Here is a 20,006-nt window from a genome sequence, read left to right as displayed (position 1 = left end):
GGGCGGCGGTGCCCGGGCCTGTGTCTTTTGATGAACGTCGGAAGCACGACCGTCAGAGCACGGTCGTGGCACGTCAGGTGTTCTCGGCCTTGCCGATCTGCCACTCTTCGAGGTCGATCGGGGCCTGGCGGCCGAAGATGGTGACGAGCACGCGGACGATGCCCTTCTCCGGGAAGACCTCGTCGACGGTGCCCTCGTAGCTCTGGAAGGGGCCTTCCTTGATGACCACGTGCTCGCCCTTGCCGAAGACCAGCTTGACGCTGGGCTCGTCCTCGGGCTTGCGGCTGTCCTTGAGCATCTTCTCGATCTCGTGGTCCTTCATCGGGGTAGGCCGGCCGGCCGTGCCCACGAAGTCGCCCACGCCGGTCGTCTCCTTGATGAGGAAGAAGACGTCCTGGGGGATGCGGCCGTCGGGCTCCAGGCGCATCTCGACGAACACGTAGCCGGGGTAGAGCTTGGTCTCGGTCACCTTCTGCTTGCCGGCCTTGATGGTCTTGGTCTTCTCGGTGGGGACGAGGATGCGGCCGACGAGATGGGTCATGCCCTCGATCTGCACCTTGCGGAGCAGCGTCTCACGGACGGAGCTCTCCTTGTTGGAGGCCACGCGGAGGACGAACCAGTTCATGCCCTCCTGCCGCACGAGCTCGTCGGGCCGGAGGAGGTCGCCGCGCTCGTTGGGGCGCCCGTCGAATGCCGTGCTGGTACCGGTCTTTTCCATGGTTTCCTCGCAGAATCCCTCGATGGCTCCAACGCTTGCACCCGGAGCGTTCGCCGGTTTCATCTCCGGCGGACGCCACAATCGAAACTGGTCGAGGCTGGCCGCGAAAACTCAGCGGCAGTCTGACCCACCCCAACCCGAGGCCTTCAGCCCCGGGGCCCACGCCACCCCGCGCGGGCTTACTTCGTCCCCATCAGCCCAATGACCTGCGCCAGCTTGAACAGGATGGTGTCGGACAGGAAGATCACGAACGCGATCAGGAACGTCGCACCGATCACCACCCACGTGGAGTCCAGGATTACCTTGCGGGTGCCCCAGTTGACCTTCCGCATCTCAGCGTCGGTTGCGATCAGGAAGTCCACGCTCTCGGCCTTGCGGCCGACGTAGTAGTAGATCATCCACGCGCCCACGAGCACGATCAGGCCCGCGACGGCGATCTGGATGTACACCAGGTCGAACACGCGGATGCCGGCCGCGGCATTGACGGCGCCGTAGAACGAGCGTGCCCCCTGAGCGCCCAGAGCCTCCATCTGCTTGGCGTCCAGCATGTGGCTGTTGGGCTCGAGAACGATGTCCCCGACAACGAGGCGGTAGTCGCTGCCCGAGGGCTCGGCCGACTGGATGACGGCGGTGCCAACCTTCTCTGCGGTGTTGCCCGCCCGCAGGAGGGTGACCGACTGACCGACCGCAGGGCTGCCGTCGATCTGGTTGACCGTGAACGCCCATGTCGGCATGGGGATGGAGAGCTTGGTGAGCTGGCCCCACGCCCAGGCCGCGGCCGAGAGGAACAGGACGCCCAGCATGATGGCCGTGAGCATCCGGACCCAGTAGCCCTGGCCGTACTTGTAGATGCCGAAGGAGTAGTGGCTCTTGGGCTCCATCGAAACACGGCGGGAGGGACTTGAACCCGCAACCTGCGGATTTGGAATCCGCTGCTCTACCAATTGAGCTACCGCCGTCCGTTGACCGTTCTGACCGGGCGCACCATCGGCGCTGCCGCCCGGGTTTCCACGATTGCTGTCGACCTGACCGGCCACTGCCGCCGCCTTCCGTACGCTGCCTTCCGTTTCACCCGCGGCCCTTCGGCCCCGGGAGCCTTGCCACGCTGCTCTCAGATCACTTGCGCTTGATCTTGTGCAGCGTGTGGCGGCGCAGGCGCGGGCAGTACTTGCTGAGGCCTTCCTTCACGCCCTCGGGCATGCCGCCCTTGGTGTTGAGGGAGGTGCGGTAGTTCAGGTCGCCCGTCTCGGTGCACTGAAGCCACACGTACTCGCGGGCCATTGACTTCTTCTTCGCCATGAAACACCCACCTCTTTCCAGGCCGGCATGCACCGGCCCTTGAAACTGCTGGTCCGTCTGAGAAAACCCGTCCAGACCTTCAGGCCCGGACGGGATTGAACTTTAGGCTCCGTCCCCGGCAGGGCTTACGCCCCGCCTGAGCCGGTGGATCGGGGGTTAGTCGAGGATCTCGACCACGACGCCCGAACCGATGGTGCGGCCACCCTCACGCACGGCGAAGCGGAGGCCCTTCTCCATGGCGACCGGCTTGCCCATGAGGTCGATCTCCATGGTCACGTTGTCGCCGGGCATGCACATCTCGGCCCCGCCGAGCAGCTTGGTGCTGCCGGTCACGTCCGTCGTGCGGAAGTAGAACTGGGGGCGGTAGCCGCTGAAGAACGGCGTGTGGCGCCCACCCTCTTCCTTGGTGAGAACGTAGACCTCGCCCTTGAACTTGCTGTGGGGCGTGATCGACTTGGGCTTGCAGAGCACCTGGCCGCGCTCGATGTCGTCCTTCTCAACGCCGCGGAGCAGGGCGCCGACGTTGTCGCCGGCCATGCCGCTGTCGAGGGTCTTGTTGAACATCTCGACGCCGGTCACGACGGTGGGCTTGATCTCGGCCTTGAGGCCGACGATCTCGACGGTGTCGCCGACCTTCACCATGCCGCGCTCGATACGGCCGGTGGCGACGGTACCACGACCCTTGATCGAGAACACGTCCTCGATCGACATGAGGAAGGGCTTGTCGACCTCGCGGGCGGGCTCGGGGATGTAGCTGTCGATGGCGTCGAAGAGGTCATCGATGGGCTTGCAGGCCTTGTCGTCCTTGGGGTTCTCGACGGCGAGCTTGGACTGGCCGCGGATCACGGGGGTGGTGTCACCGGGGAAGCCGTACTTCTTGAGGAGCTCGCGCACCTCGAGCTCAACGAGGTCGAGGAGCTCGGGGTCGTCGACGAGGTCGACCTTGTTCATGAAGACGACGATGTAGGGCACACCGACCTGACGGGCGAGCAGCACGTGCTCGCGCGTCTGGGGCATGGGGCCGTCGGCGGCGGAGACGACGAGGATCGCGCCGTCCATCTGGGCGGCGCCGGTGATCATGTTCTTGACGAAGTCGGCGTGGCCCGGGCAGTCGACGTGGGCGTAGTGCCGCTTGGTGGTCTCGTACTCGGTGTGCGAGGACGCGATGGTCACCGTCTTGTTGGCGTCACGGACGGTGCCGCCCTTGGTGATGTCGGCGTAGGACTTGATCTCACCGCCGAAGCGGGCCGCGGAACGGGCCGAGAGCGCCGCGGTGAGGGTCGACTTGCCGTGGTCGATGTGACCGATGGTGCCGACGTTGACGTGTGGTTTCTTCCGCTCGAATACGCCCTTTGCCATGAATCGCTTCTCCGACAGATGCTTCGAGGGATCCCGTACTAGAAGGCCTTGGGGCGGGGCTCCCGATCGCGCCTCCACCAAGCCAGCACCGGTGCGACCCGAGGATCCTGAGCCCCGCCGGCGGCTGCCAAAACCGCCCGCCTCCATCTGGACTCAGGCCCCTTTGGGCCGGTTACTGAAAGAGCCACCAATGGGACTTGAACCCATGACCTCTCCCTTACCAAGGGAGTGCTCTACCACTGAGCTACGGTGGCCTGTCACAAGGACTTAGGGCACTGCCCCCACGGGGTGGCCGGGGTGGAAACCGCCGGGTCCCTAGAAGACAGCCCCCGCGCAGACTGACCGCGCGGGGAGGGATAGTAGCGGGGAGGCACGGGGGGTCAATCGGGGGAGCTGCACCCGGCGACATCCCCCCGGTGAGGCCGTCGGGGCACCCGGTATCATCCACTCATGACCAAGCTCTTCCAGCAGGTCGTTGGGCGCGTCAGCCAGATGCCTGATGCCGAGCAGGACGCCCTGGCCCGCCTCATCCTGGCTGAGATCGAGGCCGACCGGCAATGGAACGCTGCTATCGCGCGATCCCCCGACAAGCTCGGCCGCCTCGCCGATGAGGCGTGGGCCGAGCACGAGGCCGGGAAGTCTGAACCGCTCGACCCTGAGAAGTTGTGAGTTGACCCTTGGAGTCCCGGACCACGGCCGCATTCCGGAAGCGCTACGGGCAGCTGCCCCGGGAGGTGCGCGCTAAGGCCAAGGCAGCGTACAGGCAGTTCATCTCCAACCCGCAGCACCCCGGCCTCTTCTTCAAGAAGCTGCCCCCGCACGAGGACATCTGGTCAGTTCGAATCGACCGCGATTACCGCGCCATCGGTCGCTGGCGCAGCGACACGGTTGTCTGGTTCTTCATCGGCTCGCACGCCGAGTACGACCAGCTGATTGATCAACTGTAAAGCGCAGGCTTACTGCCCCACCAGGTTCGCCAGCAGCCTCACGCCCCACCCCGTCGGCCCGTCGATGTACGGCCCCGCGTTCTTGTCCGCCACGTGCACGCCCGCGATGTCGAGGTGGCACCACGGCACTCGCTCCTCAACGAAGTAGCTCAGGAACGCCGCGCCCTGAATCGGGTGGGCCTTCCGGTTGGGGTTGCTGTTGACGATGTCGGCCACCGGGCTCTTCATCATGTCCCGGTATTCCTGGTGCATGGGCAGGCGCCACACCCGCTCCCCCGCCGCCTTCGCCGCTTCCTCGATCCGCCCGCGCAGCCGCTCGTCCTCGCAGAACATCCCGCAGTAAGTGCTGCCCAGGGCGGTGATCACGCCGCCAGTGAGGGTCGCGAGGTCCACGATGTACGCCGGGTTCTCCTTCTCGCACGCCCAGCACAGCGCATCGGCCAGCACCAGGCGTCCCTCGGCATCGGTGTTCGTCACCTCCACCGTCACGCCGTTGCGGTACCGGAGCACATCGTCAGGGCGGTAGGCCTCGTCGCTGATGGAGTTCTCCGCGGCCGCGAGCAGGGCCACCACGCGCCGGCGGGGCTTGATCACCGTCGCGATCGCGTGCATCGCGCCCAGCACGGCGCACCCGCCGTCCTTGTCGCGCTTCATACCGACCATGCCGTTGTTGATCTTGAGCGACAAGCCGCCGGTGTCGTAGGTCATCGTCTTGCCGATGAGCACGATCGGCTTGCCCGTCGCGCCCCGCGGGTTCCACTCCAGGCGGATCATGCACGGCCCGTTCTCGCTGGCCTTGCCCACGTTGATCAGCCCCTCGAACCGCTCCTTCTCGAGCTCGTCGCCCTCCCACACGCGCACGCCAAGGCCATGCTTGCGCCCCAGCCTGCGGGCCTGCTCGGCCATCCAGCCCGGCGTTGCGATGTTCGGCGGCGTCTGGCTGAGCGTGCGGCAGTAGTTCGTGCTTTCAGCCAGGCCCAGGCCGCGCTGGATGCCGGCCCCGAAGTCGCCATCACCACCGATCGCGAGCGGCACGCGCTTGGGGTCGGTGGTCGCCTTTCCGCGGAACTCATCGCACACCCAGCCGAGCAAACCAAGCCCCTCGCCCACTGCGCTGCCGGCCTGCTCCGCATCCAGCTCGCCGAGCACGCCCTCGAGCTCGAGCCACACCGAGCGGGCCTTGACGCTGGCGAGCCGCCGGCCGACCGCCGCGGCCGCGTTGCGCAGGCTGGTGCCGTCGAACTTCTCCTTGTTGCCCAGCCCCAGCAGCAGCACTCGCTGGGGCGCGGCCGCGCCGTCCTGGCCCCGCCCGCGCCGCTTGGCTACGACCCCAAAGGCCTCGACCAGCGAGTTCGCGTCGCCGGTGGCTTCGGTGCGCGACAGCGCGCCGTTGACCGCATCTGTCAGCCCCAGGCCCGCCGCGAACGCCTTCGTACGCGCATCCAGCCCGGCGTTCCTGCCCTTCTCGCCGAAGTACGGCAGCACGAGGCACTCGGCAGTCGAGGGGCTCAGGTTGGCTTTGAACGTCACGGACTGGAACATCGGCGCGGCTCCTTGGATTGAGCCCGCAGTGTACCCGCGGCCGTTCATCCGCGCGCTGCCGGACAGCGCCGCGGGCCCCTACTCCAGTCCCAGCGTGCGCATGATGTCCGCGGCCTCGCGCTCGCGCCCGCCCGCCGTCAGCACCCGCGCATAGCCCATCCCGATCCGGAACCAGTTGCTCTGCCACAGGAACTCCGGCGCGCTGCCCCCGGGCCGCTCCACCCGCTTCCACGCGTCGGCGTACAGCCGCACGGCCTCCCCCTCCTTGCCGTCACCCTTGAGCAGCGCCTCGCACCTGGCCAGCGCCCGCACCGAGAACGGCCCCGCGTTGAGGTACCGCGCGATCACGTCCTGGTACGCCTCCCACGCCCGCCCCTTGTTGCCGGCGTTCTCCCAGTCCTCGGCCTGCGCGAACCGCACCTGCGCCACCAGGTCCGCACGCCCGGGAAACTGGCGCGCCCCCCACTCCCACATCGCCTGCCGTTCCTTCTCCTCCGGCATGCTCCGCACGAGCGGCGTCAGGATCTCCAGGCAGAAGTCGGGGTAGCGGCTCCCGCACAGGTTGATCAGCACGGTCCCCCACCGCTTCTTGGCGGTGATGTCGAACCGGTCGTCCTCGCCAAGGCTCGCCAGCAGCCGCCAACCCTCGATATACGACGGACAGCGGCGCAGGCCCGCCTCCAGCAGTTCGAGCACCGCCGTCATCTCCGCCTTCCGCGCCGACACAAGGGGCTTGCCGTGCTCCGGCTTCTCGGGCTTGAACACCGTGCCGCGCAAGCCCGCGAGGTACGCGGCCGCGTCGGTCAGCACCTGTGCGTCACGCCGCGCAGTGGTGTCGCCCACCAGCGACTCGGCGAGCAGCGACATCGTGCCGTCGGCAATCTTGTCCCCGCTCTGCGGGTCAGTCACCTCACCGCGCAGGTGGTCATAGTCGCCAAAGCGCCCGTAGGTGAAGTTCCACTTCGCATTGCGGCCGTTGACCTCGAGCACGCCAACCCAGGCATGCCCCATTTCGCTCGAAGTGCCGCTGCAGTACGCGGCCGGCACGCCGTTAGCCTTCGCGACCCCCGCGGCGAACAGGGCGCGGTCCTCGCACACACCGCCGTGCTTCAGCACGTTCTCGAGCGACCAGCCCGCGGGCACCCACTTTTTCTGGGTGCCGCGCCTGAGGCAATCGGTGTCGTACCGCGGGTCATCGTACAGGTGGCCGAAGATCCGCTGCTTTCCGTACTTCTCAAGGGCCCAGCCCCAGTCGGCCTTCGGCTCTGCCAGGTCCACCACGTGCACGAGCAGCTCAACCGGCAAGCCTTTCAGCCCCAGCTGCATCCGCTGCTCGTTGGCAGTGAAGTACTCGAACACTGCCTGCGGCTGCGGCGGCTTGAGCCGCTCCACTTCGCCCCCACCCTTGTAGACGGTGCGACGGACGGGCTCATCGAACACCACGCAGATGGCCGCGCTGAGGTTCGCGAACTCCTCCGCGCGCTCAGGGCCGTCCACGGCAAGCCGCTGGAGCACCGCAACAACTTTTTCGGGTGTGTCCTTGGCGGTCACGCTCCAGGCGAGCGCCTCGCGAAGCCGCGGGCTCCCGCGGAGCAGGGCCGCCGCTTCCTTGCGTCGCGCCGCCGGGACCTCGGCGAGCATGGCGGTCACACGACGGAGCGTTCCAGCGCTCCGGAGCGCGGTCAGATCGGACTGCGGCGAGATCGGCGAGTAGGCCACCAGCGACTCAAACAGCGCCTCGGCCCGCTTCTTCGCCGCGTCGGCGTTGCCGGTCTCGGCAAGTTCAGCCAGCACCGCATCGGTGATGTCCCGCACGCGGTCCGCTGGCGCGGCCGGGGCGGGCGGCTTCGGCTTCACCTGCGCCTGCACCGTCGTACCCGCCAGCAACGCCAGGGCCATGATCGCGAGAGCCTTCATGCAACCAGTCTACACGTGCGACCGCGGTCTCTTCGCCTCGGCGGCTTTGCTTCCGCTGGACGGGGGAACGGCCCATCCGGCTCAATCCGCGGGCACACACCGCCCCTGCGACCACGCCCGCAAAGCGGCGATCCGCTCGCCCATGGTCACCGAGAGCGGCGGGCTCTCGCGGATGCACTTCATCAGAGACTCTGTCGTCATGGTGCCCCCCGAAGAGAACGCCTCGTGCAAGGCCGCGATCACCGCCTGCTCGATCTCCGAGCCGCTGTAGCCCATGCTGGCATTCACAAGCGCGGCAAGGTCGAGCCCATCGGCCTTCACCTTGCGCCTGGCCAGGTGCACCTCAAAGATGCGCCGTCGCGCATCGTCTCCAGGAAGGTCCACAAAGAAGATTTCGTCGAACCTCCCCTTCCGCAGCAGCTCGGGCGGCAGGGCCTCGATGTCATTGGCGGTCGCCACCAGGAACAGCGGGCTCGTGTGCTCCTGCATCCACGTCAGCAGCGTGCCGAACATCCGCTGGCTCAGCCCGCCATCGGTGCTGCGGCTCGCGGCCGACGCGAAGCCCTTCTCGATCTCGTCGATCCACAGCACCGCCGGCGACATCGCCTCGGCCTGCGCCAACGCATCGCGCAGCCGCTTCTCGCTCTCGCCGATGTAGCGGTCGTACAGCGTCCCGGGGTCCAGCCGCAGCAGCGGCCGCTTCCACGCTGTCGCTATCGCCTTGGCCGCCAGGCTCTTGCCCGCGCCCTGCACCCCCAGCAGCAGCACGCCCCGCGGCGGTGCAATGCCGAACTCCTTTGCCTCCTTCGTGAAGCTCAGCTCGCGGCGCTTGAGCCAGGTCTTGAGGCGGTCGAGGCCGCCGATCTCGTCCAGGGCCGCGGGAGCGTCGACGAACTCGAGGACGCCGCGGGAGCCGATCCGCTCGCGCTTGGCGCGCACCAGCCGCGCGAGGTCGTCGGCGTTGAGGGCCTTGTCATCCAGCACCACGCCGCGGATGAGCTCCTCGACGTGCCGGCGGTCCAGACCCCGAAGGTGCTGCACCATTGCCCCCAGCTCCCCCTTGCTCAGCGACACCCTGAGCGGCGTGCCAACATTGATGTTCCGCACGCACCGGCGGACCAGCCCCTCGATCTGCTCGTCGGTGGGCAGCGGCGGAGTGACCGTGTGCGACATCCGCTCCACCACCCCGGGCACCTCGTCCTTGTAGTCGATCATGAGGATCGCGCTGCCGTGCGGCGTCCCGGCGCGGAGCTGCTCCGCGAACTCGCGCAGCGCCCGCAGCACGTGCGGGTCGCCAAGGTGGTCGGCGAGGTCGAGCATCACGACCAAGCTCGAGCTGACCAGGTTGGTGCGCAGAAACACCAGGGCCGCGCCGGGGTTGGCGGTGTCTTTGATCGGGTTACCAGACAGCGGCCCCCGCACCAGCCCGCTTGTGGCCGACCATGTCCACAGCTCCAGGCCTAGCTCCCCCGCCGCACCGAACGCCGCCTGCCGTGCCTCCGCCTCCTCCCATGTGACCACGCGGAGGCAGGTGTGGCCCAGGCGTATGGGGGTGGTGATCAGGTCGGTGTTCATGTGCGGCACGCTAGCACGTTCGAAGCTGCCCCTTGAATCCACCCAGAATGATCTTGCCATTTTCCCATGGCGAGATACACTGGTGGCGTGGGGGAACAAACCTTTAGCCTCACCGCCCTGTCCGAACTCGCTGGAATTGAGCCGCGCACGATCCGCTCCTACATCGAAAAGGGGCTTCTGCCGGGCCCCACCAGTCTGGGCCGGTCTGCTTCCTACAGCCAGGACCACCTCGACCGTCTCAGCGTCATCACCCTGCTGCGGGATGCCCACCGTGACATCAGCCTCGAACAGATCCGTGCGTTGCTCGCACACCTGAGCCAGCAGCAGATCCGCGCCATCGCCGCCGGCGAGGTGCGGATCGGCGCGGTCATCGACCCCCAGAGCCTCAAGTCGCCCTCGACCTCCGCCCTGGACTACCTCAAGACGATCCGCAGCCCCCCATCCGCTCCCACTCACCTGGCCCGAGCGATGCGGGCGCCGCCGCCTGAACCCACCTCGCTCCCGCCGCTCGATCGGCTGGTAGACACCCTCCGCGCCCTCTCAGGCTCGCAGCCGACCCGCCCCGTCAAAGGCGAGGTGTGGCACCGCGTGCAGATCACACCCGACATTGAGCTCTCGATCCGCGGCCCCTTGTCCGAAGAGCAGCTCGCCACGGTCCACCGCCTCGGCGATCAGCTCCGGCAACTCCTCACGAAAGGACCCTCACATGACCGCAGCCGCTGACCAACTGACCCTCACCGCGGCCTTCGACCGCGACAACATCGATGTGCGCGGCACCTCCGTGCGCTACCTCGTCGTCGACGCTACCGCCCCCACTCTCCCCACCGTGCGGAGCGAGAAGCCGCCGCTCAACCTCTCGCTCGTCATCGACGCGTCGGGCTCCATGACCGGACCGCCGCTCGAGGCCGCCAAGCAGGCCGCGGCAAGTGTCGCCGAGGCCCTCTCAGAGAGCGATGCCCTCTCCATCATCTCTTTCGATACCGAATCCATCGTCCACCTGCCCCCCACCCGCCAGGACTCCGCCGCGAAGGCGCGCACCGCCCGGGCGATCGCGGCCCTCCAGCCCCGCGAAAGCACCAACCTCTCCGACGGCTGGCTCAAGGGCTGCGAGCAGGTCGCCACCGAGATGCAGGCCCGCGCCGGCCTGCGCAACCGCGTCGTGCTCTTCTCCGACGGGCACGCCAACCACGGCATCATGGACCCCGCCCAGCTCGCCACCCACGCGGCCGAGCTGTACCGGCGCGGCATCATTACCTCCTGCGTCGGGATCGGCGCCGGTTACTCCGAGGTGCAGATTGCGTCCATCGCCGAACACGGCGGCGGCAACCTCCACCACGCCGATACCCCCGGCCAGATCGCCAACGTCGTCCTGGGAGAGCTGGATCAACTGCGCGAGACCGCCGTCGAGTCCTGTGATTTCGTGCTCGAACTCCCCGAGGGCGTCCGCGTGGAGGTCATGGGCGACTACGCCTGCCGCACCGAAGCCAGCCGCCTCGTGTGCACGCTCGGCCCGCTGGTGAGCGGCGCACAGCGCGCCGCCATTTTCAAAGTTACCTGCTCCGACGGCTCGCTCGGCTCAACGATCCACTTCGATGTTCGCGCACGATGGACCCGCCCTGGCGCGACCTCGCCGAACACCACGCGGGCCAGCCGCTCCAGCCTCCGCTACGTCGACCGCTGCCACCTTGCAGACCGCGACCTGCGCCTCGCTTCCCGTGTCGCGCAGACATGGCAGGCCTGGGCCGTGCGCTCCGCCATGCGCCTCAACCAGGACGGCGCCCTGAAAGCCGCTTACGACTTCGTCGAGCGCGAGCTGCGGTACCTCCGCCGCTACTGCGAAGCACTCCCCGAGGGCAACCAACTCGTCATCCAGCTCGAGCGGCTCCAGCCCATGCTCAACGCCCACTTCGACCGCCTCACCGCCAAGGAGATCTCGTCATCCGTCGGCAGGTTCATGCGCGCAAGGCGCGACCACCGCCCCTCGTCCAAGTCCTCCTGGTCAGACCATCTCAACCCATAAGCCTCACCCCTGCCAAAACGGAAAACGCCGCGGCCTGAACCGCGGCGCTTTCCCATTCAAGTGGAGGCGATGAGACTCGAACTCACGACCTCTTCCATGCCATGGAAGCGCTCTACCAATTGAGCTACGCCCCCTTCCGGGTCCAATCTGTCTCCGCTCCGGGCCTTTCGGCCAGGAAACGGGCGGGTGGCGAGTCCGCAGGGGGGATGGTAGGGGCAGTCGCGGGGTTTTCAAGCCCTGTAGGTCGGCACGCCTTGCAATGCGGTTTCCACCCCCTCCACCACCGCTTCCAGGCTGATCCTTTCGATGCGGCACCTTTCCGGGTGGTCCTCGGCAACCTCGGATTCGGGCAGCGTGGGGTCTGCCTTCAGTACGACCTCCGGTGCCGGAATGATGGTCCAGCGGGGGTCGGTGGGGCCAAAGAGCGAGACCAAGGGCACGCCGAACGCGCCCGCGATGTGGCGCGGACCGGTGTCGTTGGTGACCATCAGGCGACAGCGGCGGATCACGGCCTTGAGCGAGCCCAGGTTGATCCCGAGGCCGGGGAGCTGCACCGGGCGGGCGATGCGGCACGCGCTGGCGATCGCCCCGACGAGCTCGGCCTCCGCAGGTGAGCCGTTGAGCAGGACGGTCATCGCGTGCCGCTCCGCCAGGTAGTCCGCGAGCGCGGCAAATCGCTCAACAGGCCAGCGCTTCGCCGGGTTATTACCGCCCGGGTTAAGGAGCGCCATCCGGGCGCCGGGCGCGATGCCCGCGCGGGCGAGCAGGTCGTCCGCACTCCGCTCCTCCGACTCGGTTGTCGCAAGTTCCATCGGGGGAACGCGCCCCGCGGGCGATGCCGCGCCCTCGCTCCCGGGCGACAGCAGGAATCGCTCCGCCAGCCTCAGGTAGTACTCCACCGCCGGCACTGGCGCCCACCCGCCGCGCTCCCGGCGGGGCGCTTCCAAGCGGTCCGTCAGCAGCAGCCCGCGGGCGTCGCGGTCGTAGCCGATGCGGCGGGGAATGCCCGCCAGCCGCACCACCAGCGCCGTCGAGAAAGAGTTCGTCAGCAGCAGGGCCGTGTCGTACCGCCGCGGCCGCACCTTCGCCGCCACGAACTTCGGCCCCATCACCCCGCTCGCCCGTTCCACGTGCAGCTCGTCGAAGAACGCGGTGCCCGCGAGCAGCTGGTCCATCCCCGGGCGAACGAGGCCGCCGATGAATGAGCCCTTGAAGCGGTCGCGCAGCCGGCGCAGCGTGGGCGTCGCCATGACCACATCGCCAACCCAGCTCGGCATCACAACCAGCAACCGCAGTGGCACTCGCTCCGTCACTCCGTCACTCCGTCGCTTCGTCACTACCCTCACCACTCGCGTGGCGTCCGCCACAGCGGGCCTGACGCGTACTTCCCCTCGTACCACGCATTGGTGGTCCGACGCAACTCCGCTGCGAAGCCCACCGCCGTCACTTCATCCGCCCCCAGCGTGATCGTGATGGCCTCCGCGTCAGCCTCCACATCCAGAACCTCAAGCCCATACCGCTCCGCCAGCCCCTCCGCCGCGGCCTTGACAGTCTCGTACACGCGCTCCTCGGCGAGCGCCACACCGTCCTCGGTGTGCAGCACGACCGTCGTGGTCTCGTCGCTCACGCGCGCCTCCCGGCCAGAACGGCTTGCACCGCGTCTGCGAAAGAGACCCCCTCCCCAACGCGCACGCACCGCTCGGGTGTCAGCCCAGCACCAATGCCCGCCGCAATGTCCCGCTCCGCGTCCCCGATCAGCCACGACCTCGACACGTCGAGCCCAAGCTCTTCCGCCGCGCCGAGAATCATGCCTGGCGCCGGCTTCCGCCACGGGTGCTCGCGCGTGAACTCCGGAACACGGCCCTTGGGGTGGAATGGGCAGTAGTAGAACCGCTCGACCAGCGGACGCCCCGCTCCATCGATGAGCAGCTCGCCCACCCGCGCATTCACGCGATCCACCACCGCACAAGTCGCCCCGCCGCGGGCGACGACGCCCTGGTTGCTGACCACCACCAGCGCGAACCCGGTCCGCCGCAGTGAACGGCAGCCCTCCAGCACCCCCGGCAGCAGCCGCACCAGCCCCGGGTCGATGAGGTCGCCGGGCGCGCAGGGCGGCGGGGCCGCGGGCAGCTCCCGGCAGGCAATCAGCGTGTCGTCGCGATCCAGGAAAACCGCCGGCCGCATGCCAAACCATATGGAGCAGCCCCGCGCGCCATGGCGACCCCGCGGACCACCGACCCCCGCGTGCCATGGCGACGTCTTCGTCGCTATGAAGCCGCCCCGAACTCACGACCGCCTCCGCCCATCGCCGATACCTCCCCCATGGCCCCCGCGCCCCCGACGCCCACTCCGCGCGCACGCTTCGGCCTGAAGGCCAAGCTCTTCATCTTCCTCCTCGCGGCCGCGCTCTCGCTGGCCCTGGCTGCCTACCTCCGCAACCTCCAGACCTCACTCATCTCCGAGGCCAGAGCCCAGGCGGCCCTCGACACCGCCCGCCCGCCGCGCCCCATCGCCGACGTGGCCCAAGCGGTGCGCGCGATGAAGCTCGTCACCGTCGAGATCGACACCACGGTGAAAGTCGAGCGCTCCGAATCCAGCTGGCGCGGCGATGTCCGCGCCTCCATCGAAGTGCCCGTCCGCCTGCACTACGGCACCGACCTCAGCCAAATGACCGTGGACCGGGCCGCGTGGTCGGCGCTGCTGGGCGCCAGGGGCGGCTACATCGTGCAGATCCCCCGCCCAACGCGCATCGCCACCGAGGTTTTCAGCGAGCGCGAGGCCCCGCTCGTTTCCACCGGCTGGTTGCGGCTGCGGTCGATGGCCGGCGAGTACTACCTCAGCCAGGCCCGCGCCGGGGCCAGCGACGAAGCCCGCGAGCTCGTCCTCCTCCCCCAGGACGCGGCCAAGGTAGAGCAGGTCACGAAAGAACAAGTCACCACCCTCATCAAGTCCCTCACCGGCCCCGACACCCACGTCCAAGTCACCTACCTCCCCAACTAACCACTCCTCCACCCCTCCACTCCTCCACTCCTCCACTCCTCCACTCCGTTCCTCCCCCACCATGTTCCTCTGGCGCGCCAAGTTCAACCTCCTCCGCCTCGCCGTCGCGGCGTTCCTGCTCTTCGCAGTCGCCGCGGACACCGGCGCGCGCCTCGCCCGCGTCCAGCTCTCCGCGCTCCCAACCTTCGACTTCGCTCAGGAAGTCGAGGCCCTCCGCATCCAGGGCCGCTACGGCGAGGCCCTCAACCTCGCGGACGCAGGCCTCGAAGGCGACGACCTCACCGCCGAAACGCGCGAGCGGCTCACCACGCAGCGCACCCAGATCATCCAGCAGCGCGACAGCCTGCTCACGAAAGCCAAGGCCGCGGGCCTCGGCGCCCTCTCCGGCGAAGGCGATTCCCTCGAGTCCCTCGTCGGCGCCGTCACCGCCGACTTCTTCATCGTCGGCGATATCCGCGACCTGGTCATCCAGGGCGGCAAGCAGGTGATCGACGGGGATTCCGACGGCGTCATCCTCACGCTGTCGGTCCTGGGCGTCATCACCACGCTCGCGCCCGAGATCGACTGGGTGCCCTCGCTCCTCAAAGCCGCGGCCAAGGGTGGCCACCTCGCCCGCCCATTCGCCACCTACCTCACCAGCGCCATCAAGGCCAAGCGCGTGGACGAGCTCAAGCGCGTCTTCACCGACATCCGCTCCATCGCCGACAACGCCTCCCCCGGCGGTGCGATGCGGCTGCTCCGCCATGCCGACGGCCCCGACGACATCGCCCGCACCGCCCGCTTCCTCGACAACACCGGCCGCCAGGGCGCGGCCGCGCTCCACATCGCAAACCGCCAAGCCCCCGACCTGCTGAAAGCCGCGGATTCAGCCGCGACGCAGCAGGCCCTCATGAAGGCCGCGCGGAAAGGGCCGGCGGGCCTCTCATTCCTGCGCTCCCCCAGCGCCAAGGCCCTGCTCCGCCCCCACCCCCTCCTGGGCCTCGCCAAAGCACTCTACAAGGGCAAGGGCGAGAAGCTCCTCCTCCGCGCCCTCGAGCGCCTGGACCTCAGCGCCTGGTGGGTGATCCCGCTGCTGGCGGGGTGGTGCGTGGTGGAGATTGGGCTGCTGGTGGGGAAGGCCACCGGGGGGCGTGCGGCTGCCGCGCGGACCTCCAAGCCCCCCACCGCCCGCGCCGCCTGAGCGCACGAAGCCGGGACTGAGGCGCCTCGCCGAAGTCCCGAGCTCAGTCCCGCCGTCGTGGAGGCGTCGGTTCATCCCAGTTCGACCTTCCCGGCGACCCGCCGCGCGGTAAGCTAGTTGTGGAGACTCCTCCATGCCCCGGCGTGCCTTCACACTCATCGAGCTCCTCGTCGTCATCGCGATCATCGCGCTGCTGATTTCCATCCTGCTGCCCGCGCTCGCCCACGCCCGCAAGTCCGGCCGCAACCTCAAGTGCGCGACGCAGCTCAAGCAGCTGGGCGTCTCTACCAACTCCTACGCCCACGAGCACAAGGACTTCATCTGGAACTGGTCGTGGAAGGTGGGCGACACCCGCCAGTCACGCTTCGCCGACCTGCAGACGGCGGGCAACGACATCGACGCCCAGCGCAACCAGTGGGTGGATGCCTTCCGCCGCCTCACCGGCTTCCCCATGAACCGCGAGACTGCGACCAATGCAGGGCTCATCCCGCAGATCCTCTACTCCCACTTCGTCCTCTTCGACTACCTCGCGCTCCGCCTCCCCGAGCCTATCTACACCTGCCCCGAAGACACTGTCCGCCTGAACTGGGCCAAAGACCTCCAAGCCTTCAAAGCCGGCCTCGCCCGTCCCTACCCCTCGGCCGTGGGCACCCCCATGCCCGACAACGACCGCGACATGCGCTGGGCCTTCTCCTCCTCATACGAGGTCACCATCTCGGCCTACGACGGCCTCCAGTCCTCACCGATGCAGACCGGCCCCGACGTGCAGCACCGCATGCGCAACATGGCCGACAATCACTTCTTCTTCCACTCACTCGACACCTGGCGCCTCCGCCAGCAGAAGCTCACCAGCGTCGTCTTCCCCTCCATGAAGGTCTTCCTCCACGAGGGCCACGCCCGCCACGAGAAGCGCCACACCTACTACGCCACCGCGGGCGCCAAAGCCAACCTCCTCTTCTTCGACGGCTCCGTCTCCTACCGCAACAACAAGGACGCCAACCGCGGCTGGGACCCCTGGGCCCCCGCCAGCCCCAACGGCTACCAGTACTCCTACCGCCCCGACGCCTGGGAGCCCAGGACCGTCACCGGCGCCGCCACCGAGCCCGTCTTCGGCTTCTACCGCTACACCCGCGGCGGCCTCCGCGGCGTGGACTTCGGCGGCCGCGAAATCAACACCGGCCAGCCCTGACCCCCCCACCGTGCCACGATCATGCTTCATGATCGTGCCCGCCGGGTGCCACTGATGGCCGCCCACAGTGACCACCCCTCAGCCCACCCCCGCAGCAATCAGTGCTGCATGGGCCCCATCAAACCGGCCATCAAAAACCATCTCCCACTCCCCCAACCACTTGCGCACCCATCGGCGACGTCTGTGCGCAAAATCGTGGTCATACCCACTTCCCCCCTCGACACCCATCACGGCCGCGTTAGGCTCCTGTCATGGTCGCCGACGCGCCCACAACCCCGCCCGAATCCCCCTCCGACCCCCTCTCCCGTGGGGAGAGGGCTGGGGAGAGGTTGGCGAGCGACACGCGCGCTCCTGAAGCACCCGCCGCATTAGACGCTCCTCTTCCCACCTCTGCACTCCTCGCAGCCACTCCGAACTCCTCCACATCCGAAATCCCAAATCCAACATCCCAGATCTCCTCGCCTCCCTCCCCCACATCCGACATCGCACCTCCGACATCCGACATCTCCCCCGACCACCTCTTCACCCTCCTCCTCACCAACCACCTCAACGTCGAAGCCACGGCCGCCCAGGCCCAGGTCCCCCTCCACCAGGTCCTCGACCTCCTCGCCACCGAGCAGTCCCAGCGCCGCCTCGCCACCTACCAGCAGTTCCAGCTCGCGCAGGTCAACACCCGCATCCTCGCCACCACCGCCGACTCCCGCATCAACGCCATCAAGCAACTCGAGGAGCTCAACAAGTCCAGCACCAACCCCATCGAGCAACGCCGCGCCTGCAACCTCATCCTCCGCTACTCCACCCCACTCCCTCCTACCTGGGTACCCCGCCGCTCCGCGGCGGCTGCCTTGAAACCCCTTGAGCCCGCCCCCCGCGTCGGCCCATCCTCGAACCTCCTCCCCGCCGAAGCACGTGGTGTCGGTTCGCTCGACTCCCAAGTACCCGCCCCCGTCCCCGGCTCCACACCCACCCCCACATCCCACATCCAAAATCCCACCTCCTCCACTCCCCCTCTCCTCCACTCCTCCACTTCAGCCCCCATCCCCGACCCCCTCCCCCACTTCCCCAACCCCCAGTCCCTCCTCCTCCACCTCGAGCGCAACTTCATCCGCCAGCGCCCCACCAACAAAAAAGGCCGCCTCGCCGCGGCCCTCTCCCTCCACCGCTACCTCGCCCCCGGCGCCACCATCAACACCACCGAGGTCCCCACCGACCCCGTCGAGTTCGCCCAGTACCTCGACCCCATCTCCGACTCGCACCTCATCGCCGAGATCGTGCAGGTCCAGCGCCGCACCACCCACACCGACAAGCTCTCCCACATCGAGCGGATGTACCTCATCCGCTACCGCCAGCTCCAGGTCCGCGCCCACGTCACCCTCAAACGCGACGACGAGCACGCCCCATGGCGCATCACCGACATCTCCACCGAAATCAACAACTCCAGCTAGCGGCCTTGCAAGGCGCGAGGAATGCATACACTCGCCCGCTGCGGTCACAGCACTGACTTCCTGTCCCTTCCCCCATCGGGAGGGCAAGGGAGGGGTTGGCACTTCCACCCTCCCGCTACGCGAGGTCCCGCATGTTCGACCGCCTCACCGACACCTTCAACGGCCTGTTCCGCAAGCTCTCGGGCCAGGCCAACATCTCCGAGTCCAACGTCAAGGACGCGCTCGCCGACGTCCGCACCGCGCTGCTCGAGGCCGACGTCCACCTCGAGGTGGTCAACACCTTCATCGACGAGGTGCTGCGCGAGTCCGTCGGGCGCGAGGTGACCAAGAGCCTCAAGCCCGGCCAGGAGATGATCGGCATCGTCCACGACAAGCTCGTGGAGCTGCTGGGCGGCTCGCCCGAGGACTCCGCCAAGCTTGCCGAGCTGCTCCAGGGCGCGGCCGAGGCGGCGCAGAAGGGCACGCCGCCCAAGCCCATCCAGCTCGCCGTCGAGCCCGCGATCATGAAGGTCAGCCCCGGGCCGACCATCGTCATGATGTGCGGCCTGCAGGGCTCGGGAAAGACCACCACCTGCGGCAAGCTCGCGGGGTACCTCAAGAAGCGCGGGCGCAGCGTCATGCTCGCCGCGGCCGACCTCCAGCGCCCCGCGGCCGTCGACCAGCTGCAGACCATCGCCAACCAGGTCCAGAGCGAGATGGGCGGCGGCGCCCGCGTCACGTTCTACAGCGAGCCCGACAAGGTCGCGGCCTACGGCAAGGCCGTGGGCGTGGCGGTGCAGGTGTGCCAGCGGGCGCTCGAGGCGGCCCGCAAGCAGGGCGTGGACGTGCTCGTGCTCGACACCGCCGGGCGCCTCCACGTCAATGACGAGCTGATGGGCGAGCTGACGCAGATCAAGAACCTGCTCCAGCCGCACCACATCTTCCTCGTCGTCGACGCGATGACCGGCCAGGACGCGGTCAACTCGGCCAAGGCCTTCAACACGCGACTGCACGTAGACGGCATCGTGCTGACCAAGTTCGACAGCGACACCCGCGGCGGCGCGGCCCTCTCCGTCAAGCAGGTCACCGGCGCGCCCATCAAGTTCGTGGGCGTGGGCGAGAAGCTCGACGCGCTCGAGGAGTTCCACGCCGAGCGCGTGGCGGGCCGCATCCTGGGCATGGGCGACGTCGTCTCGCTGGTGGAGAAGGCGCAGGAGCAGGTCAGCCAGGAAGAGGCCGAGGCCCTCCAGGAGAAGATGGCCAAGGGCGAGATGACCATGGACGACTTTCTGTCGCAGCTCAAGACGCTGCGGCGGATGGGGCCCATGAAGCAGCTGCTGGGCCTGCTGCCGGGCGTGGGCCAGATGATGAAGGACGTCCACGTCGAGGACAAGCAGCTCGACAAGGTCGAGGCGATGATCTCGTCGATGACGAAGAAGGAGCGGGCGACCCCCAGCCTGATCAACAACCCGCGCCGTCGCCGCATCGCCACCGGCAGCGGCACGCAGCAGGAAGAGGTCGGGGCGATGGTCAAGCAGTTCGACATGGTCAGCAAGCTCACCAAGAGCATGGCCAGCATGTCGGCCGCCGACCGCGTGAAGGCGGTGAAGGGGATGGGCAAGGACGGCCTCTCGCAGCTGCCGGGCATGCAGGGCCTCCCCAGCATCCGCAACCGCGGCAGCACCGCGACCCCGAGCATCAAGGACAAGTTCAAGAAGCGGAAAAAGTAGTCCGCGGCACACCCCGTGAGCGTCGTCGGAGGCCCGAAATCGGCTGTTGAAAAGGCGCCTTCCCGTGTATCGTGAAGCAGCGGGCGTAGCCCCCGCGAAAGGGGTG

At 68.1% G+C, this 20,006-nt stretch carries 19 protein-coding genes and 3 tRNA genes; 9 read left to right on the top strand and 13 right to left on the bottom strand.

The features are described 5' to 3' along the window. Positions 1-73 precede the first annotated feature (73 nt). From nusG to VD997_14900, 6 genes are all read right to left on the bottom strand, one after another. On the bottom strand, positions 74-718 hold the full coding sequence (gene nusG, locus VD997_14925; GenBank protein ID HYE63284.1) for a transcription termination/antitermination protein NusG: 645 nt from the start codon (positions 716-718) through the stop codon (positions 74-76). A 179-nt stretch (positions 719-897) separates the two neighbouring features. Beyond that, positions 898-1,599, bottom strand: a complete 702-nt coding sequence (gene secE / locus VD997_14920) for a preprotein translocase subunit SecE (GenBank protein ID HYE63283.1) — start codon at positions 1,597-1,599, stop codon at positions 898-900. A gap of 5 nt (positions 1,600-1,604) precedes the next feature. Continuing rightward, positions 1,605-1,677, bottom strand: a tRNA-Trp gene (locus VD997_14915). 157 nt (positions 1,678-1,834) lie between these two features. Beyond that, positions 1,835-2,017 carry a 50S ribosomal protein L33 gene (rpmG, locus tag VD997_14910; protein ID HYE63282.1) on the bottom strand — a complete coding sequence of 61 codons (183 nt, stop codon included), beginning with the start codon at positions 2,015-2,017 and terminating at the stop codon, positions 1,835-1,837. A 156-nt stretch (positions 2,018-2,173) separates the two neighbouring features. After that, positions 2,174-3,376 carry an elongation factor Tu gene (tuf, locus tag VD997_14905; protein HYE63281.1) on the bottom strand — a complete coding sequence of 401 codons (1,203 nt, stop codon included), beginning with the start codon at positions 3,374-3,376 and terminating at the stop codon, positions 2,174-2,176. A 182-nt stretch (positions 3,377-3,558) separates the two neighbouring features. After that, positions 3,559-3,630: transfer RNA gene (locus VD997_14900), tRNA-Thr, on the bottom strand. A gap of 196 nt (positions 3,631-3,826) precedes the next feature. Here VD997_14900 and VD997_14895 point away from each other — a divergent pair. After that, positions 3,827-4,045, top strand: a complete 219-nt coding sequence (locus VD997_14895) for a hypothetical protein (GenBank protein ID HYE63280.1) — start codon at positions 3,827-3,829, stop codon at positions 4,043-4,045. Positions 4,046-4,053: 8 nt separating this feature from the next. Continuing rightward, complete coding sequence (locus VD997_14890) at positions 4,054-4,323, top strand: hypothetical protein (GenBank protein ID HYE63279.1); 270 nt, start codon at positions 4,054-4,056, stop codon at positions 4,321-4,323. Between the two features lie 9 nt (positions 4,324-4,332). Here the strand turns inward: VD997_14890 and VD997_14885 are convergent, their stop codons facing one another. The 3 genes from VD997_14885 to VD997_14875 form a co-directional block, all read right to left on the bottom strand. Further along, entirely contained in the window at positions 4,333-5,865 is a 1,533-nt protein-coding gene (locus tag VD997_14885; protein ID HYE63278.1) for a leucyl aminopeptidase family protein, read from the bottom strand. Between the two features lie 78 nt (positions 5,866-5,943). Further along, positions 5,944-7,782, bottom strand: a complete 1,839-nt coding sequence (locus VD997_14880; protein HYE63277.1) for a transglutaminase-like domain-containing protein — start codon at positions 7,780-7,782, stop codon at positions 5,944-5,946. An 81-nt stretch (positions 7,783-7,863) separates the two neighbouring features. After that, on the bottom strand, positions 7,864-9,357 hold the full coding sequence (locus VD997_14875; GenBank protein HYE63276.1) for an AAA family ATPase: 1,494 nt from the start codon (positions 9,355-9,357) through the stop codon (positions 7,864-7,866). Positions 9,358-9,444: 87 nt separating this feature from the next. On the opposite strand from VD997_14875, the gene VD997_14870 reads away from it, so the two are divergent. Beyond that, positions 9,445-10,080, top strand: coding sequence for a helix-turn-helix domain-containing protein (locus VD997_14870; GenBank protein ID HYE63275.1), 636 nt, complete (start codon positions 9,445-9,447; stop codon positions 10,078-10,080). Then, on the top strand, positions 10,064-11,377 hold the full coding sequence (locus VD997_14865; GenBank protein ID HYE63274.1) for a VWA domain-containing protein: 1,314 nt from the start codon (positions 10,064-10,066) through the stop codon (positions 11,375-11,377). Before VD997_14870 ends, VD997_14865 begins: the two co-directional genes overlap by 17 nt. A 61-nt stretch (positions 11,378-11,438) precedes the next feature. Here the strand turns inward: VD997_14865 and VD997_14860 are convergent. The 4 genes from VD997_14860 to VD997_14845 all read right to left on the bottom strand — a co-directional run bounded on the left by VD997_14860 (position 11,439) and on the right by VD997_14845 (position 13,561). Beyond that, a tRNA-Ala gene (locus tag VD997_14860) sits at positions 11,439-11,511 on the bottom strand. A gap of 96 nt (positions 11,512-11,607) precedes the next feature. Further along, complete coding sequence (locus VD997_14855) at positions 11,608-12,654, bottom strand: glycosyltransferase family 9 protein (protein HYE63273.1); 1,047 nt, start codon at positions 12,652-12,654, stop codon at positions 11,608-11,610. A gap of 65 nt (positions 12,655-12,719) precedes the next feature. Next, positions 12,720-13,004, bottom strand: coding sequence for a hypothetical protein (locus VD997_14850; GenBank protein ID HYE63272.1), 285 nt, complete (start codon positions 13,002-13,004; stop codon positions 12,720-12,722). Next, positions 13,001-13,561 carry an HAD-IIIA family hydrolase gene (locus VD997_14845; protein ID HYE63271.1) on the bottom strand — a complete coding sequence of 187 codons (561 nt, stop codon included), beginning with the start codon at positions 13,559-13,561 and terminating at the stop codon, positions 13,001-13,003. Before VD997_14845 ends, VD997_14850 begins: the two co-directional genes overlap by 4 nt. Before the next feature lie 138 nt (positions 13,562-13,699). On the opposite strand from VD997_14845, the gene VD997_14840 reads away from it, so the two are divergent. The 5 genes from VD997_14840 (at position 13,700) to VD997_14820 (ending at position 19,900) form a co-directional block, all read left to right on the top strand. After that, positions 13,700-14,377, top strand: coding sequence for a hypothetical protein (locus VD997_14840; GenBank protein ID HYE63270.1), 678 nt, complete (start codon positions 13,700-13,702; stop codon positions 14,375-14,377). A 61-nt stretch (positions 14,378-14,438) separates the two neighbouring features. Beyond that, complete coding sequence (locus VD997_14835; protein ID HYE63269.1) at positions 14,439-15,557, top strand: hypothetical protein; 1,119 nt, start codon at positions 14,439-14,441, stop codon at positions 15,555-15,557. 133 nt (positions 15,558-15,690) lie between these two features. Beyond that, positions 15,691-16,746: a prepilin-type N-terminal cleavage/methylation domain-containing protein gene (locus tag VD997_14830; GenBank protein HYE63268.1), complete on the top strand. Its 1,056-nt coding sequence runs from the start codon at positions 15,691-15,693 to the stop codon at positions 16,744-16,746. 251 nt (positions 16,747-16,997) lie between these two features. After that, the gene (locus tag VD997_14825; protein HYE63267.1) at positions 16,998-18,191 is read left to right on the top strand and encodes a hypothetical protein; all 1,194 of its coding nucleotides are present in this window, start codon (positions 16,998-17,000) and stop codon (positions 18,189-18,191) included. Between the two features lie 131 nt (positions 18,192-18,322). Continuing rightward, positions 18,323-19,900, top strand: coding sequence for a signal recognition particle protein (locus VD997_14820; protein HYE63266.1), 1,578 nt, complete (start codon positions 18,323-18,325; stop codon positions 19,898-19,900). The last annotated feature ends 106 nt before the right edge of the window (positions 19,901-20,006 follow it).

The sequence above is a fragment of the Phycisphaerales bacterium genome (genome assembly GCA_035627955.1).
Lineage (GTDB): Bacteria > Planctomycetota > Phycisphaerae > Phycisphaerales > UBA1924 > JAEYTB01.
The sequence above is the reverse complement of the archived record's forward strand: the minus strand, read 5'-3'. Positions and strand labels throughout refer to the sequence as shown.

Excerpts from the sequence above, each read along its gene's own strand:
- nusG (HYE63284.1), bottom strand. The coding sequence starts at position 718 with ATGGAAAAGACCGGTACCAGCACGGCATTCGACGGGCGCCCCAACGAG.
- secE (HYE63283.1), bottom strand. The coding sequence starts at position 1,599 with ATGGAGCCCAAGAGCCACTACTCCTTCGGCATCTACAAGTACGGCCAG.
- rpmG (HYE63282.1), bottom strand. The coding sequence starts at position 2,017 with ATGGCGAAGAAGAAGTCAATGGCCCGCGAGTACGTGTGGCTTCAGTGC.
- tuf (HYE63281.1), bottom strand. The coding sequence starts at position 3,376 with ATGGCAAAGGGCGTATTCGAGCGGAAGAAACCACACGTCAACGTCGGC.
- VD997_14895 (HYE63280.1), top strand. The coding sequence starts at position 3,827 with ATGACCAAGCTCTTCCAGCAGGTCGTTGGGCGCGTCAGCCAGATGCCT.
- VD997_14885 (HYE63278.1), bottom strand. The coding sequence starts at position 5,865 with ATGTTCCAGTCCGTGACGTTCAAAGCCAACCTGAGCCCCTCGACTGCC.
- VD997_14880 (HYE63277.1), bottom strand. The coding sequence starts at position 7,782 with ATGAAGGCTCTCGCGATCATGGCCCTGGCGTTGCTGGCGGGTACGACG.
- VD997_14875 (HYE63276.1), bottom strand. The coding sequence starts at position 9,357 with ATGAACACCGACCTGATCACCACCCCCATACGCCTGGGCCACACCTGC.
- VD997_14865 (HYE63274.1), top strand. The coding sequence starts at position 10,064 with ATGACCGCAGCCGCTGACCAACTGACCCTCACCGCGGCCTTCGACCGC.
- VD997_14855 (HYE63273.1), bottom strand. The coding sequence starts at position 12,654 with ATGCCGAGCTGGGTTGGCGATGTGGTCATGGCGACGCCCACGCTGCGC.
- VD997_14845 (HYE63271.1), bottom strand. The coding sequence starts at position 13,561 with ATGCGGCCGGCGGTTTTCCTGGATCGCGACGACACGCTGATTGCCTGC.
- VD997_14840 (HYE63270.1), top strand. The coding sequence starts at position 13,700 with ATGGCCCCCGCGCCCCCGACGCCCACTCCGCGCGCACGCTTCGGCCTG.
- VD997_14835 (HYE63269.1), top strand. The coding sequence starts at position 14,439 with ATGTTCCTCTGGCGCGCCAAGTTCAACCTCCTCCGCCTCGCCGTCGCG.
- VD997_14830 (HYE63268.1), top strand. The coding sequence starts at position 15,691 with ATGCCCCGGCGTGCCTTCACACTCATCGAGCTCCTCGTCGTCATCGCG.
- VD997_14825 (HYE63267.1), top strand. The coding sequence starts at position 16,998 with ATGGTCGCCGACGCGCCCACAACCCCGCCCGAATCCCCCTCCGACCCC.
- VD997_14820 (HYE63266.1), top strand. The coding sequence starts at position 18,323 with ATGTTCGACCGCCTCACCGACACCTTCAACGGCCTGTTCCGCAAGCTC.